Here is a 15,461-nt window from a genome sequence, read left to right on the forward strand (position 1 = left end):
TAAATGCTATCTTGAAATGCTCGTTGTTTTAGGATATATTTTTTTATGGATAAATAGGTATTTACGTATAAATGTTTTTTGAAAAAGGTTAAATATTAAAATGGAGGCCTAGTAAATGGATAATCGGTTCGCAGTTATTTTAGCTGCAGGTCAAGGCACACGGATGAAATCTTCACTATATAAAGTTCTACATCCTGTATGTGGAAAACCAATGGTACAGCATGTTTTAGATCATGTATCTAAATTAGACTTAGCAAAGATTGTTACTGTTGTTGGTCATGGTGCTGAAATAGTAAAATCAGAACTTGGAGATGTTAGTGAGTATGCTTTGCAAAGTGAACAGTTAGGGACTGCTCATGCTGTTATGCAAGCTGCATCATACTTAGAGAATGAAGAAGGAACAACGATTGTTATTTGCGGTGATACTCCCCTTATCACGCCAGACACTCTTAATTCTTTATTAACTCATCACCAAGAAACAAATGCAATGGCAACGATCTTAACTGCAAAAGCCGATGATCCTACTGGCTATGGTCGCATCGTTCGTAATGAAATGGGAACGGTAGAAAAAATAGTTGAGCATAAAGACGCTACTGAATTAGAACGAGGTATTCCGGAAATTAATACAGGTACATATTGCTTTGATAATAAGGAATTATTTAAAGCATTATCAAATGTATCGAATGATAATGTTCAAGGAGAATATTACCTACCAGATGTAATTGAAATCCTCCAAAAAGAAGGCAAGATCGTTTCAGCTTATCAAACTGCTTCTTTTGATGAAACTTTGGGAGTAAACGACCGAATTGCGTTATCACAGGCAGAAAAAATTATGAAGCAACGCATCAATAAAGAGCATATGAGAAATGGTGTATCGTTAATTGATCCTGATCACACGTATATCTCAGCAGATGCCGTTATTGGACGTGATACAGTTATCTATCCAGGAACAATGATTATTGGTGAAACTGTAATCGGTGAAAATTGCATTATTGGCCCAAATTCAGAAATAAAAAATTGCACAGTACAAAATGAAACGACAATCCGACAATCTGTTGCCCATGATAGTCATATTGGTAACAGTGTTGCAATTGGGCCATTTGCTCATATTCGTCCTTTATCTACTATTTCTGATGAAGTGAAAATTGGGAACTTCGTTGAAATCAAAAAGTCGACAATGGGTAAAGGAAGTAAAGCATCTCATTTAAGCTACATTGGAGATGCTGAGGTCGGTGCAGATGTAAACCTTGGATGTGGATCTATTACTGTTAATTATGATGGTAAGAATAAGTTTTTAACAAAGATTGAAGATGGTGCTTTTATAGGCTGTAATTCTAACTTAGTTGCACCTGTAACGATTGGTAAAGGAGCATATGTTGCTGCTGGATCAACAGTTACAGATGATGTACCAGAAAAGGCGTTATCGGTTGCGCGATCAAGACAAGTAAATAAAGAGAATTATGTCGATCGTTTAAATAATAAAAATTCCTAATGGAGGTTTTCACTTTACCATGTCTAATCGCTATGGAGATTCTAATTTAAAAATATTTACGCTAAACTCTAATCCTGCTTTAGCACAAGAAATCGCTGAAATTGTTGGGGTTGATTTAGGGAAGAGTTCTGTAACTCGCTTTAGTGATGGAGAAATTCAAATTAATATCGAAGAAAGTATTCGTGGTTGTGATGTATATATTATCCAATCAACAAGTGGTCCTGTCAACGAACACTTAATGGAGCTATTAATTATGATAGATGCTTTAAAGCGTGCATCAGCTAAAACGATTAACCTCGTTATTCCTTACTATGGTTATGCTAGACAAGATCGTAAAGCAAGAGCTAGAGAACCAATCACAGCAAAGCTTGTGGCGAACCTTATAGAAACAGCAGGGTCAACTCGTGTTATCACGCTTGATTTACATGCACCACAAATTCAAGGATTCTTTGATATACCAATTGATCATCTTATGGGAGTTCCAATTTTAGGGGAATATTTCCTGGGTAAGAAATTAGATGATATTGTCATTGTTTCCCCTGATCATGGTGGTGTTACACGTGCTCGTAAATTGGCAGATAAGCTAAAAGCTCCTATTGCGATTATTGACAAAAGACGCCCAAGACCTAATGTTGTAGAAGTGATGAATATTGTTGGTAATATCGAAGGGAAAACAGCAATCCTAATCGATGATATTATCGACACTGCAGGAACGATTACCCTAGCAGCTAACGCGCTTGTTGAAAATGGTGCTAAAGAGGTATATGCTTGTTGCACACATCCAGTTTTATCTGGTCCAGCTATTGAGCGTATTCAAAATTCTAAAATTAAAGAACTAGTTGTTACAAATTCAATTGCATTACCTGAAGAGAAGCGTATTGATAAATTAGTTGAATTATCTGTGGCTCCATTAATGGGTGAAGCTATTATACGTGTACATGAAAAGCAATCAGTAAGTTTACTTTTCGATTGATATAATTAAAGCTTAATTTTAAACATTTTTCCGGTGAGTGAACCATACAATTCACCTGAGAAGTTTTGTTTAAGGTTAGGCTTTTTTGTTTTTCGAAAAAAATTCTTCTACCGTAGATAGGACTTTGAGATCCAGCTCCAGTGCCTATCGCCTATCAAACTTCAGATCATCTCCCTACGATAAGTCAACATCGGTTCGCTACGCTTACCATGTTTCCTTTATCTCAGTCGATGCTCCTCCAGTTTGTACGGCGATGATCGAGGCGCTTGCGCTTTTCTTATCGTCTAGGAAATTATAAAATTCTTGTACTGTGGATAAGCGCTTGGGATCCAGCTCTAGCGCCTAGCCCCTCTTGGGTCTACAGCCACTTAAGAATTGAAGGTAAAGAACACCTTCTATTCTTAAGCGCCTTATGCTTGCCTTAGGCTGTTCAAGGCGCTTGCGCTTTTGTTATGCCTTTCTTAAAAAAATGTTTATACCTTCCTAGTTATGGGCAAACAATAGATATAGGTAAAATTCGTTAGGAAGGTGTTAATATGACAACATTACAAGCAATAGAAAGAACGGAATTCACAAACTCGGCTAAAAGAAAGATTCGTGAATCAGGTAAAATACCCGCAGTTATTTACGGAAAGGCTTCGGAAAATAAATCAGTAGCGTTAGATAGTATTGAACTAATTAAGACATTAAGAGAAGAAGGTAAGAATTCAATTATTACTCTAGATGTTAATGGATCATCACATGCAGTCATGCTCTATGATATGCAAAAAGACCCATTAAAAAATGAAATTGTCCATGCAGATTTTCATATAGTGGACATGAAATCAGATGTACAAGTTGAAGTACCGATTCACTTAACAGGTGAAGCACTAGGAGTGAAGGATGGTGGTGTTTTACAGCAACCACTTCATGAAGTAACAATCACTTCGAAACCAGGGAATATTCCACAGACGATTGATGTTGATATTACGAACCTTGGAGTAAATGAGACACTATTGATAAAGGATATTCCGAATAATGAGAACTATTCATTTGTTCAAGATGAGGAACAGGTAATTGCATCCGTTCTCCCTCCTCAACAAGAAGAAGAAATTGATAGTGGAGAAGAGCAAGAAGCTGGAACTCCTGAAAATGAAGAGGGTCGTGAGCATAACGCTGAGTAATACAAGAGGGAAAGATCATATTTAATATATAGTGTCAGCCTGTAACCAATTGTTTTTAGAGAAAACTCATTTTTCTTTAAAAATGCCATTGGTGAGGGCTGACACTTTACTTTTGAGGAAGCAACTTTTGTGCTATTGTTATATAAATAGTCTCAATAATAGAAAATAAAATGTAAAAGTTTAATGATAAGTATATAATAAAGTCAGATGCATTTTTAAGTTGATAATAAGGTAATAAAATCTTTTTACTTATGGTGGCTAGCTCCAGCGCCCAGCGCCTAGTGAATTTCACACTCCTTATACGCTAAGTCAACATCGAACGCTCGTGCTCTTCGTGTTTCCTTTGCCGCACGTTAACGGGCAGTAAATGATAACTGCCCATAAATGTCCGATAAGTCTCGCTATCCATCAGAAAACCACTGATGGAAGTCTCGCTGTATCTCATAAGGAGTGCTCTTTTTTCTACGTCGCTAAACGGGTGCTTGCGCTTTTCTAAGATGATTTGTGTTGGGAGGGTTTCAAGTTATGAAACTCATAGTCGGGTTAGGTAATCCTGGGAGAGAGTATGATCAAACAAGACACAATGTAGGTTTTATGATAATAGATAAGCTTTCAGAAGAGTTATCTATCCCTCTTGATAGTCACAAGTTTAATGGGCTATACGGAATAGGACATATTTCTGGAGAAAAAGTCATATTATTAAAACCACTTACATACATGAATTTGTCAGGGGAATGCATTCGACCTTTAATGGATTATTATGAAATAAATGATGACGAACTAGTCGTTATTTACGATGACCTTGATCTACCTGTTGGAAAAATTCGATTAAGAACAAAAGGTAGTGCTGGAGGTCATAATGGGATTAAATCAATGATACTACACTTAGCGACACAAGAATTTAATCGAATTCGTGTTGGTATTGATCGTCCGACAAATGGAATGAAAATTTCAGATTATGTATTAAGCCGGTTTTCTTCGGATGAAGAACAGGGGATAAATGAAGCAATTGAACGTTCAGCAAATGCATGTGAAAAATGGTTATCAACCTCTTTTACCCAAGTTATGAATGAATATAATTAAGAAAAGCTAAAGAGCGCATTTAATGCATGTATATTGAGCCTCTAAAAGGTACATACTATCACTAAAACAAACCTTTTTAGGGGAGGCAATTATGGCTCTGCATTATCATTGTAGACACTGTGGTGTGAATGTAGGAAGCATTGATAACATCTCTGTTTCAAGCGAACAGCTAGGGTTTGATCATTTAACAAATGATGAACGCCAAGAGATGATCACATACCAGCAAAATGGTGATATTCACATAAAAACAATTTGTGAGGATTGTCAGGATGCTCTAAATAGAAATCCAGATTTACACCAATATGAGAGTTTTATTCAGTAAGAGCTTTGGGTACAACCCCAAAGCATTTTTCTGTTTTGACTTTTCATTATGGAATAAGAATGTATAGATACAAATATGGTTACGAATTTTTAAAACCAACATTACCTGATAATAGATGAATCTATGAATTTATTTTGAGAGGAGGGGCTTTAGCTTGAATAGTTTGCAACAATACTTTTATGATACGGACGATTTTAAAACGATCGTTTCAGGAATTGAAGAGGGGTTAAAGGAACAGCTTGTAGCTGGTTTGTCTGGCTCAGCAAGAACTGTTTTTACTGCAGCTCTTTATAATGATTTAAAGAAATCAGTGTTAATTGTTACACATAACCTTTACCAGGCTCAAAAAATATATGAGGATTTAGTCCATTTAATAGTGGAAGATGTTTATCTTTATCCTGTGAATGATTTAATTGCTTCTGAAATTGCCATTGCTAGTCCAGAGCTAAAGGCTCAAAGAATTGAGGTTCTTAATAGACTTGCTGAAGGAAAACGATCAATCATTGTCGCACCAGTGGCAGGAGTTAGACGCTTGCTTCCACCTAAAGAGATTTGGAAGGATAAGCAGTTGAAAATGACACTAGGACAAGATATTGACCTAGAGGAATATATTCAACAGTTTATTTCACTAGGCTACGAAAGAACTGATATGGTTAGCTCACCGGGGGAATTTAGTGTTCGAGGTGGCATAATTGATATTTACCCTCTTACCGAAGAAAATGCAATTCGTATAGAACTGTTTGATACGGAGATTGACTCCATTCGTTCATTTAATATTGATGATCAGCGTTCGATACATATGCTGAATGAGATTTCTATTGGACCTGCGATTGAAATGATTGTAAATGAAGATGCTAAAAATCGAAGCATACAAGCAGTCGAAGCCGGTTTAGCAAAAAGTCTTAAAAAAATGAAAAACGAACAGCAAAAGGAATTACTTATTGAAAATATTCAATATGATTTAGAACGCTTACGTAATGGACAATTTAGCCAAGATATCTTTAAATATTCCTCACTTATCTATGATAAGCCTACTAGTTTACTAGATTATTTTTCAGATAACATTATTGTAATCCTTGATGAAATAAGTAGAATTCATGAAACATATGACCAGTTAGATAGGGAAGAGGCTGAATGGTATACGAGTTTACTTGAAGATGGCAAGATTTTTCAAGATGTTAAAATGTCACATTCCTATGTGGATGTTGTGACAAAATCCAAGCATCCTTTAATCTATCTATCATTATTCTTGAGGCATGTCCCTTATACAAGTCCTCAAAATATCTTAAATTTATCATGTAAGCAAATGCAAAATTTTCACGGTCAAATGCATGTATTAAAAAATGAACTTGATCGTTGGAAAAAATCAAATTATGCTGTGGTATTTTTAGGGGTTAACGAGGAACGTACTAAAAAACTAGAACAAGTTTTAGAGGACTATGAAATAAATGCAACTATTCTAGGCGATAAGGAAGCATTAGTTAGCGGGAAAGTTTGCATTATTGAAGGAGACCTTCAGACTGGTTTCGAGCTACCTATGCAAAAGCTTGCTGTTATCACTGAAGAAGAACTTTTCAAAAAAAGAGTTAAAAAGCAGGTTAGAAGACAGAAGCTTTCTAATGCTGAACGAATAAAGAGCTATTCCGAATTAGAGATTGGTGATTATGTCGTACATGTTAATCATGGGATCGGTAAATATCTCGGTATTGAAACACTTGAGATTAATGGAATTCATAAGGATTATTTAAATATTAGATATCAAGGTAGCGATCAATTATATGTACCGGTTGAGCAAATAGACCAAGTACAAAAGTATGTAGGATCAGAAGGTAAGGAACCAAAGATTTATAAGCTTGGTGGAAGTGACTGGCGTAGAGTAAAGAAGAAAGTAGAATCATCTGTACAAGATATAGCCGATGATTTAATTAAGCTATATGCAGAGCGTGAGGCGAGTGAAGGGTATGCGTTTTCACCTGATGGAGAAATGCAGAAGGAATTTGAGTTAGCCTTCCCATATCAAGAAACAGAGGACCAGATTCGATCTATTCAAGAAATTAAGAAGGATATGGAGCGCCTACGTCCAATGGATCGACTTCTATGTGGAGATGTAGGTTATGGGAAAACAGAAGTGGCAATAAGAGCAGCATTTAAAGCTATTGCTGATGGAAAACAGGTCGCTTTATTAGTTCCAACAACAATCCTGGCACAACAGCATTTTGAGACAGTTCGTGAGCGGTTTCATGAGTACCCAATAAAGGTAGGTCTACTAAGTCGCTTTAGATCGAGGAAAGAAATTAACGAAACGAAAAAAGGGCTTAGTAATGGAACAGTAGATATGGTTATAGGTACGCATAGACTATTATCAAAAGATGTTTTATATAAAGATTTAGGTTTACTTATTATAGATGAAGAGCAACGTTTTGGTGTAACACACAAAGAGAAGATAAAGCAGTTAAAGTCAAATGTTGATGTACTTACATTAACAGCTACTCCAATTCCTAGAACCTTACATATGTCAATGCTAGGGGTTCGAGATTTATCTGTTATTGAAACACCGCCTGAAAATCGTTTTCCAGTGCAAACATATGTTGTTGAATACAACGGTGCTCTAGTAAGAGAATCAATTGAACGAGAAATGGCACGTGGCGGACAAGTTTTCTTTTTATATAACAGGGTTGAGGATATTGAAAGAAAGGCTGAAGAAATTTCTATGCTTGTACCTGATGCAAGGGTTACATATGCACATGGTAAAATGACAGAAAATGAACTAGAATCTGTTATGCTCAATTTCCTTGAAGGTGAGTTTGATGTTCTCGTCAGTACAACAATTATTGAGACTGGTGTAGATATTCCAAATGTAAATACATTAATTGTTAATGATGCAGATAAGATGGGGTTATCACAGCTTTATCAGCTTAGAGGTAGGGTTGGACGTTCAAATCGTGTTGCTTATGCTTATTTCACACATAGAAAAGATAAGGTTCTAACAGAAGTTGCTGAAAAAAGGCTTCAAGCTATTAAAGAATTTACAGAACTAGGCTCTGGATTCAAAATTGCGATGCGTGACCTATCTATTAGGGGGGCAGGTAATTTGTTAGGAGCCCAACAGCACGGATTTATCGATTCAGTTGGATTTGATCTTTATTCACAAATGCTAAAAGAAGCAATTGAAGAAAGACAAACAGATACAACGAAAGAAAAAGCAATTGAGGTTGAAATTGACCTGCAGGTGGATGCTTATTTACCACAAGAGTATATTACAGATGGTCGTCAAAAAATTGATATGTATAAGCGCTTTAGAGCTATTACATCTCTTGAAGAATTAGAAGAGCTCCAAGAGGAAATCATTGACAGATTCGGAGAATATCCAGTTGAGGTTTCTTATTTGTTCCAAATAGCGAAAATAAAGGTATTTGCTATTCAAGAAAGAGTGGAGCTTATTAAACAAGATAAAGATGTTATTAATATACTCATCGAAGAGGAAGCAAGTAATAAAATAGATGGTCATAGGCTTTTTGAATTAAGCAATAAATATAACCGAATCGTAGGACTAGGTATGGATGGTAGCAGACTGAAGCTAACTGTCGCTACGAAAGGACTTACTGTCCCAAAATGGTTAGACATTATTACTGAGTTACTTAATGGCTTAGCACAAGTGAAAAAAGAGGAAATGACCCTAAATTGAGGTTTAGTAGGTTTAGTAGGAATAGTTTAAGGAAAGGCTTATTAGTTGCTACTTCATTTAAAATGTTAAAAAATCACTTTCATGATGTATATTACATCTCTTGTGAAGGATACTAATTTCAACAAATGGTGATTGTTACATAAAAAGAAAGCTCCTGTCAGAAAGTTTTTTAATAAAAACATTTAATCAGAAGGTAAGAGTTGATCACAACTCAATTTGCCAATGAACAGGAAATAAAACAATCATCTTTTTTCCTATCATCCGATGAAAGTGAGGCAACATAAGATGAAAGCAACTGGTATTGTTCGTCGCATTGATGATTTAGGTCGCGTAGTTATTCCAAAGGAAATTCGGAGAACACTTCGAATTCGTGAAGGAGATCCTTTAGAGATTTTCGTGGATCGAGATGGTGAGGTAATTTTAAAAAAATATTCACCTATTAGCGAACTAAGTGACTTTTCTAAGGAATACGCAGATGCCCTTTACGATAGTTTAGGTCATCCAGTTTTAATCTGTGATAGAGACACATTTATTGCAGTATCTGGTGGTTCTAAAAAGGAATATTTAAATAAGAACATAAGTGATGTAATCGAGAAGGTAATGGAAGACAGAAATTCCGTGCTACAAACAGATGGTGGAGAAACCCAGATTATCGATGGACTGAATGAAGAGATTAAATCATATACAATTGGGCCAATTGTCGCAAACGGTGATCCGATTGGCGCTGTCATTATCTTTTCCAAAGATCAATCAATTGGTGAAGTTGAACATAAGGCTGTCGAGACCGCCGCAGGGTTTTTAGCACGTCAAATGGAACAGTGATCCCAAATTAAAGGGGGTAGCGAATTCGCTACCCTTTTTTATGTCTAGGAAATTATAAAATTCTAGTACTGTGGTTAAGCGCTAGGCATCCAGCTCCAGCGCCTAGCCCCTCTTGGGTCTACAGCCACTCATGAATTGAAGGTAAAAAACACCTTCTATTCATGAGCCTCTTATGCTTGTCGGGTCTGTTCAAGGCGCTTGCGCTTTTATATAATACTTCTAGAGGATTTTTGAGAGGAGATGGACATGAACGTCCAAAAGAATGGTATTAATCTGGCTATGCAGGGTGCAGTTATCCTAACCATTGCAGGATTAATTACAAAAATATTAAGCGCTGCATATCGTGTTCCATATCAAAATATAGTAGGGGATATCGGCTTTTATATTTACCAACAAGTTTACCCCTTTTATGGTATGAGTGTGATCTTAGCAACATCAGGATTTCCGGTAATGATTTCGAAGGTAATGACAGATTATGGGTATGGAAAGTCTGTGCAAATCCGATCGAAAATTATGACAATAACCTTTTTATATTTAACAATATTTGGTATTATTTTATCTATCTTTTTATACATATCTTCTGATGAAATAGCTGCTATTATGGGGGATTCACACTTAACAGCGCTCATTAAAGTAACATCAATTTCATTTATTATTGTGCCCTTCGTCTCGTTATTTAGAGGGTACTTTCAGTCAGAGCAAAATATGCATCCAACTGCTGTATCACAGGTTATTGAGCAAGGAATTAGGGTATCGTGTATTTTAATAAGCTCTTATTTAATGATAAGGGCTGGCTATAATCTTTATGAAGCGGGTTTGGGAGCATTAGTAGGATCAATTGTTGGCAGTCTTGCGGCTTTCATGATGTTGCTAATTTTTTGGAGAAAAGAACAGCAGGAGCTAATGAGATGGAATATTTCAGCACCTATTCACACATGGAAAATCCTAGCCTCCTTAATAAAGTATAGTTTGACAATTGGTTTAAGTAGTTTACTGCTTATTTTTATTCAACTCATTGATGCACTCAATCTATATTCTCTTTTAATTGGAGAAGGAATGGGAGAGGTTTTAGCGAAAGAAACAAAGGGAGTATATGATCGTGGACAACCTCTTATTCAATTAGGGACTGTTGTTGCTACATCTTTAGCATTGTCACTTGTTCCTGTTATTGCAAGTGCAAAGGTTCAAAATAATTTTAAATTAATTCAAGAGAAGCTCAATCTATCTCTAAAGATTTGTATTGTCATTAGTGTAGGTGCATCAGCAGGGTTAATCGCAATCATGAAACCAACGAATGTTATGCTGTTCACAAATGCCTCAGGTTCTATCGTATTAATGATTTTAAGTGCATCGATTTTGTTTACTTCACTATGCTTAACAATGTTTGCTATTCTACAGGGGTTAGGTTATACCTTTTTTCCAGCTCTGTCCGTTTTAGTGGGTGTTGGGGTTAAATATATGATGAATATCTGGCTTGTACCAGAGTATGGTGTAGTGGGAGCGGCTATTTCGACGGTGTTTTCATATAGCTTAATAGCGGTAATGACCATTTTGTTTATGGTAATAAAGGGCTATGCATTTAAGCAAAGTAAGAGTTTGATTAAGATTAGTCTCGCAACTATTTTGATGATCAGTATATTAATGATGTTTATAAAGGTTACAGGTTTGTTTGTTGACTTGGATACTCGTCTATATGCAAGCATTGCGTCCTTTAGTGGGGTATTGATTGGCGGAAGTTTTTATGGATGGGCTATTTTAAGGCTAAACGTATTTTCACGTAATGAGCTTCAATACATTCCAATAGTAAAAAAACTTGTAAAATGAGAGAAATGGGGTCCATAGATGGCTAAGCAAATCACAATTGTTGGTTTAGGAGCAGGTGACTTAAACCAATTGCCTTTTGGTGTATATCAATTAATTACGAAAAGTGAACATTTGTTTTTAAGAACAAAAGAGCACCCGATTATTGAAGAATTAAATAGCGAAATAACCTATGAAGCTTTTGATTTTATTTATGAAGAGAATGATGATTTTGGTGAAGTGTATAGGAAAATTGTCGAAACATTACTAACTAAAGCTACCGAAATTGACATTGTTTATGCCGTACCAGGTCATCCACTTGTAGCAGAGAAAACTGTCCAGCTTCTACTGACTGAGGGAAGACAGAAGGGTTATACAATTGTTGTACAAGGAGGGCAGAGCTTTCTGGATTCGACATTCCAAGCACTAGAAATTGATCCAATTGAAGGATTTCAGCTTGTCGATGCATTAACATTAAAAAGTGAACAACTTCAATTAAACGGGCATGTTATCATTACTCAGGTCTATGATCAAATGGTAGCATCAGAAGTAAAGCTAACGTTAATGGAACAACTTCCTGATGATTATAAAGTTGTGGTCGTAACTGCAGCAGGAAGTAGTCAACAGCTAATTAAAGAGGTTGCGCTTTATGAACTTGATCGTGAAACTAGTGTAAATAATTTAACAAGTGTTTACATACCACCAGTCAAAAATGTGGAAATGTTGCATCATCAATTTACATCCTTACGTCAAATTATTGCTCAGTTACGCGGACCAAATGGTTGCCCATGGGATAAAGAACAAACACATCACTCATTAAAAAAGTATTTAATTGAGGAGTGCTATGAATTACTTGAGGCAATTGAGAAAGAAGATATTGATCATATTATTGAAGAATTAGGTGATGTCCTTTTACAAGTTGTTCTTCATGCTCAAATTGGGGAAGATGATGGGATGTTTTCAATTAATGACGTGATTAAAGGAATTTCAGATAAAATGGTCCGTAGACATCCACATGTTTTTGGAGAAACAATTGTTCAAGATAGCGATGAGGTTTTAACTAATTGGGATGCTATTAAGCGCAAAGAAAAGGATACTTCGGATAAAGAGTCAATTCTTGATTCTGTATCAATAGCTCTTCCTGCACTTTCTAAAGCCTACCACTTGCAGAAAAAGGCCGCAAAGATCGGTTTTGATTGGCCAACTACCTATGGTGCTTGGGAAAAGGTAAAAGAAGAAATAAGTGAATTTGAGGAAGAACTTAAATTAAATAGAGATGAGCTCCTAATGATGAAGGAGTTTGGTGACATCCTATTTGCACTCGTAAATGTGGCAAGGCATTACAAGATTGAACCAGAAGAAGCTTTATCTTCAACTAATAATAAGTTTTATGATCGCTTTCGTTACATAGAAAAAAAAGCGATGGAAAATCAAAAAGAGTTAAAAGACATGTCCTTAGAAGAAATGGATGAATATTGGAATGAAGCAAAGAAAAGAAACTAGGATAAAGAGGGGTAAGTATGAGACTAGATAAATTTTTAAAAGTATCAAGAATAATCAAAAGAAGAACGTTAGCAAAAGAAATTGCAGATCAAGGGAGAATTTCAATTAATGGAACACCGGGTAAGGCTAGTTCAAATGTAAAAATTGGTGATGAGCTCTTAATTCGGTTTGGTCAAAGATTAATGACAGTAGAAATTATTGACTTGAAGGAAACAACAAGAAAAGAAGAAGCATCCGAGCTTTACCGAGTCGTTAAGGAAGAGAGGGTAAATCAAGAGTAAGGAGCCTCCGCTTTTCGAGGTGTTCAGCTCCAGCACCTAGCTCCTCGAGTTATAAGCCACTCCATAATTGAAGGGAAAGAACGCCCTCTATTATGGATCGTCTTATCTTGTCGGTAATGACCAAGGCACTTCCGCTTTTCTAAGTGTCCAGCGCCTAGCTCCTCGAGACATAAGCCAATCAGGAATTGAAGGTAAAGAACACCTTCTATTCCTGATCGTCTTATGCTTGTCGGAGCTGACCAAGGCGCTTCCGCTTTTCGATATAGCTTGTTCTAAACCGCATTCTTTTTACATACAAATGTAGAGGAAAATCCTTTATTAGAATGCGGGGGTAAAACATGAATCAATATTATGATAACAATTCGTCTGTCCATAAAGGTACAATTCAAGAGCATGATGTGATCATGAGAGGGAGAAAATTGTTAGAGATCACGGGTGTAAAACAAGTAGAAAGCTTTGACAGTGAGGAATTTCTACTGGATACAGTTATGGGAGCTTTAGCTATTCGTGGGCAAAATCTTCAAATGAAAAACCTCGATGTAGATAAGGGAATTGTTTCAATAAAAGGAAGCAGAATTTTTGATCTTATTTACTTAGATGAACAGCATGGGGAGAAAGCTAAAGGGCTCTTTAGCAAGTTATTTAAATGACGCTTACAACACAGTTTTACACAATGTTAGCAATGGTCGGTATGGGAGGCTGGATCGGAGTAGCTCTCGATACATATGGTCGCTTTTTAAAGCGACCATTGAGAGCTAGATGGGTGGTCTTTATCAATGATTTTATGTTTTGGGTTGTTCAAGGACTTATCCTTTTCTATCTATTGCTGATCGTGAATGAAGGAGAACTACGAATTTATATCTTCCTAGCTGTGTTATGTGGATATGCAGCCTATCAAAGTCTCCTTAAAGGAATTTATATACGTATTCTTGAACGATTAATACAGACAAGCCTCAGCATCTACCGCTTTATGCTAAAGGTTTTTCATATTATGATCGTGAAACCAATAGTAGGCCTCGTGCAGTTAATCATTGTAATTATACTAGGTACATTAAACTTTTTATGGAGATTAATAAAATGGGCTTTTCAAATTCTATATTCATTGGTTAAAATTTTATTAGCACCAGTTAGATTCCTTTTACAAATTTTATGGAAGCTTGTCCCGTTTACAATTAGGAACTTTCTTACAAAAAATATTGTGCGTTTAGCAGGATATAGTAAAAAAATCAAGAATATAGCTAGTAAAATAAAAGCGTGGTGGCTACGGATAAAGAAGAAGTAAGGAGGATATGTATGAGTCTCGAAAGATCAAGGAAAATTACGGAATTACAATCACAATATATGCAGCAGCAGGAGAGACAACTACAGCTTTCAAAAAGGCGCAAAAGAGGCTTGTTTAGAAGGTTAGTAATGATCGGAATTTTGGTAATTATTTCTTCTGCTATTATGGTAACCACCATTTTCAACCAATCAAGTGCGATAGAGGAAAAGCGTGAAGAACAAAAAAAGCTTGAAAAACAACTGACCGGATTAGAAAAAGAAGAAAAACTATTAAGAGAAGAAATCGTTAAGCTTAATGATGATGAGTATATTGCCAAGATAGCAAGAAGAGACTATTTCTTATCGGATGATAATGAGATCATCTTTAATATAAAAGATTAGCCTTGTTGACACTCGATTTTTTATTTATGTATAATATAATAAAGATTCGAATGATTTTTTATCTGTTTAAGGAGGAGCATTATTTTTATGTCGATTGAAGTTGGCAGCAAGTTACAGGGTAAAGTGACGGGAATTACTAATTTTGGAGCGTTTGTGGAGCTACCAGGAGGTTCAACAGGACTCGTACACATTAGTGAAGTTGCCGATAATTATGTGAAGGATATTAATGATCACTTAAAAGTCGGGGACGAGGTTACAGTAAAGGTTATTAATGTTGAGAACGATGGTAAAATTGGTCTATCTATTAAAAAAGCAATAGATCGTCCAGAGCGCCCAGAGCGTTCAGAACGTCCAGAACGTCCAAGAAACACAGATCGTCCAAGGAATTCAGATCGCCCAAGACAAAGAGGAAATGATTTCCGTAGTAATAACAAAGAAAACTTTGAACAAAAAATGAGTCGTTTCTTAAAAGATAGTGAAGATCGTTTGTCTTCATTGAAGCGCAATACTGAATCTAAACGCGGTGGTCGTGGAGCTAGAAGAGGTTAAGCTTGCTGCTTTCATATACATTTTGCGTAAAAGGAAAACATCATCTAGATGTTTTCCTTTTTTTATCGTTTAGGAAATTATAAAATTCTTGAACTGTGGATAAGCGCACGACATCTAGCTCCAGCG

14 protein-coding genes are annotated in these 15,461 nt (G+C 36.1%); all 14 read left to right on the forward strand.

What is annotated here, in order from left to right; genetic code table 11:
• Window positions 1-115: 115 nt before the first annotated feature.
• Window positions 116-1,492: a bifunctional UDP-N-acetylglucosamine diphosphorylase/glucosamine-1-phosphate N-acetyltransferase GlmU gene (gene glmU / locus I7822_RS26230; protein WP_207982013.1), complete on the forward strand. Its 1,377-nt coding sequence runs from the start codon at window positions 116-118 to the stop codon at window positions 1,490-1,492.
• 19 nt (window positions 1,493-1,511) lie between these two features.
• Window positions 1,512-2,465 (forward strand): ribose-phosphate diphosphokinase, encoded by a 954-nt coding sequence (locus I7822_RS26235; RefSeq protein WP_207982014.1) that lies wholly within the window; start codon window positions 1,512-1,514, stop codon window positions 2,463-2,465.
• Between the two features lie 536 nt (window positions 2,466-3,001).
• Window positions 3,002-3,628 carry a 50S ribosomal protein L25/general stress protein Ctc gene (locus I7822_RS26240; protein ID WP_207982015.1) on the forward strand — a complete coding sequence of 209 codons (627 nt, stop codon included), beginning with the start codon at window positions 3,002-3,004 and terminating at the stop codon, window positions 3,626-3,628.
• A 525-nt stretch (window positions 3,629-4,153) separates the two neighbouring features.
• Window positions 4,154-4,711, forward strand: coding sequence for an aminoacyl-tRNA hydrolase (pth, locus tag I7822_RS26245; RefSeq protein WP_207982016.1), 558 nt, complete (start codon window positions 4,154-4,156; stop codon window positions 4,709-4,711).
• 91 nt (window positions 4,712-4,802) lie between these two features.
• Window positions 4,803-5,033, forward strand: a complete 231-nt coding sequence (gene fin / locus I7822_RS26250) for an anti-sigma-F factor Fin (protein ID WP_066333502.1) — start codon at window positions 4,803-4,805, stop codon at window positions 5,031-5,033.
• A gap of 154 nt (window positions 5,034-5,187) precedes the next feature.
• Window positions 5,188-8,718 carry a transcription-repair coupling factor gene (gene mfd / locus I7822_RS26255; protein ID WP_207982017.1) on the forward strand — a complete coding sequence of 1,177 codons (3,531 nt, stop codon included), beginning with the start codon at window positions 5,188-5,190 and terminating at the stop codon, window positions 8,716-8,718.
• Window positions 8,719-9,003: 285 nt separating this feature from the next.
• The gene (gene spoVT / locus I7822_RS26260; protein ID WP_207982018.1) at window positions 9,004-9,540 is read left to right on the forward strand and encodes a stage V sporulation protein T; all 537 of its coding nucleotides are present in this window, start codon (window positions 9,004-9,006) and stop codon (window positions 9,538-9,540) included.
• 246 nt (window positions 9,541-9,786) lie between these two features.
• Entirely contained in the window at window positions 9,787-11,364 is a 1,578-nt protein-coding gene (locus tag I7822_RS26265) for a putative polysaccharide biosynthesis protein (protein WP_207982019.1), read from the forward strand.
• A gap of 18 nt (window positions 11,365-11,382) precedes the next feature.
• Window positions 11,383-12,843: a bifunctional methyltransferase/pyrophosphohydrolase YabN gene (yabN, locus tag I7822_RS26270; RefSeq protein ID WP_207982020.1), complete on the forward strand. Its 1,461-nt coding sequence runs from the start codon at window positions 11,383-11,385 to the stop codon at window positions 12,841-12,843.
• A 17-nt stretch (window positions 12,844-12,860) separates the two neighbouring features.
• A complete protein-coding gene (locus I7822_RS26275; RefSeq protein ID WP_207982021.1) occupies window positions 12,861-13,124 on the forward strand; it encodes an RNA-binding S4 domain-containing protein in 264 nt (87 codons plus the stop codon).
• Between the two features lie 338 nt (window positions 13,125-13,462).
• On the forward strand, window positions 13,463-13,774 hold the full coding sequence (yabP, locus tag I7822_RS26280; RefSeq protein ID WP_207982022.1) for a sporulation protein YabP: 312 nt from the start codon (window positions 13,463-13,465) through the stop codon (window positions 13,772-13,774).
• Window positions 13,771-14,406 (forward strand): spore cortex biosynthesis protein YabQ, encoded by a 636-nt coding sequence (gene yabQ, locus I7822_RS26285; protein WP_207982023.1) that lies wholly within the window; start codon window positions 13,771-13,773, stop codon window positions 14,404-14,406. The genes yabP and yabQ overlap by 4 nt, the downstream gene beginning before the upstream one ends.
• 11 nt (window positions 14,407-14,417) lie before the next feature.
• A complete protein-coding gene (locus I7822_RS26290; protein WP_207982024.1) occupies window positions 14,418-14,786 on the forward strand; it encodes an FtsB family cell division protein in 369 nt (122 codons plus the stop codon).
• A gap of 87 nt (window positions 14,787-14,873) precedes the next feature.
• Complete coding sequence (locus I7822_RS26295; RefSeq protein ID WP_207982025.1) at window positions 14,874-15,335, forward strand: S1 domain-containing RNA-binding protein; 462 nt, start codon at window positions 14,874-14,876, stop codon at window positions 15,333-15,335.
• Window positions 15,336-15,461 lie beyond the last annotated feature (126 nt).

Source organism: Metabacillus bambusae (genome assembly GCF_017497975.1).
GTDB lineage: Bacteria > Bacillota > Bacilli > Bacillales > Bacillaceae > Metabacillus > Metabacillus bambusae.

Coding starts and splice junctions, on each gene's coding strand:
- glmU (WP_207982013.1), top strand. CDS start 116: ATGGATAATCGGTTCGCAGTTATTTTAGCTGCAGGTCAAGGCACACGG.
- I7822_RS26235 (WP_207982014.1), top strand. CDS start 1,512: ATGTCTAATCGCTATGGAGATTCTAATTTAAAAATATTTACGCTAAAC.
- I7822_RS26240 (WP_207982015.1), top strand. CDS start 3,002: ATGACAACATTACAAGCAATAGAAAGAACGGAATTCACAAACTCGGCT.
- pth (WP_207982016.1), top strand. CDS start 4,154: ATGAAACTCATAGTCGGGTTAGGTAATCCTGGGAGAGAGTATGATCAA.
- fin (WP_066333502.1), top strand. CDS start 4,803: ATGGCTCTGCATTATCATTGTAGACACTGTGGTGTGAATGTAGGAAGC.
- spoVT (WP_207982018.1), top strand. CDS start 9,004: ATGAAAGCAACTGGTATTGTTCGTCGCATTGATGATTTAGGTCGCGTA.
- I7822_RS26265 (WP_207982019.1), top strand. CDS start 9,787: ATGAACGTCCAAAAGAATGGTATTAATCTGGCTATGCAGGGTGCAGTT.
- yabN (WP_207982020.1), top strand. CDS start 11,383: ATGGCTAAGCAAATCACAATTGTTGGTTTAGGAGCAGGTGACTTAAAC.
- I7822_RS26275 (WP_207982021.1), top strand. CDS start 12,861: ATGAGACTAGATAAATTTTTAAAAGTATCAAGAATAATCAAAAGAAGA.
- yabP (WP_207982022.1), top strand. CDS start 13,463: ATGAATCAATATTATGATAACAATTCGTCTGTCCATAAAGGTACAATT.
- yabQ (WP_207982023.1), top strand. CDS start 13,771: ATGACGCTTACAACACAGTTTTACACAATGTTAGCAATGGTCGGTATG.
- I7822_RS26290 (WP_207982024.1), top strand. CDS start 14,418: ATGAGTCTCGAAAGATCAAGGAAAATTACGGAATTACAATCACAATAT.
- I7822_RS26295 (WP_207982025.1), top strand. CDS start 14,874: ATGTCGATTGAAGTTGGCAGCAAGTTACAGGGTAAAGTGACGGGAATT.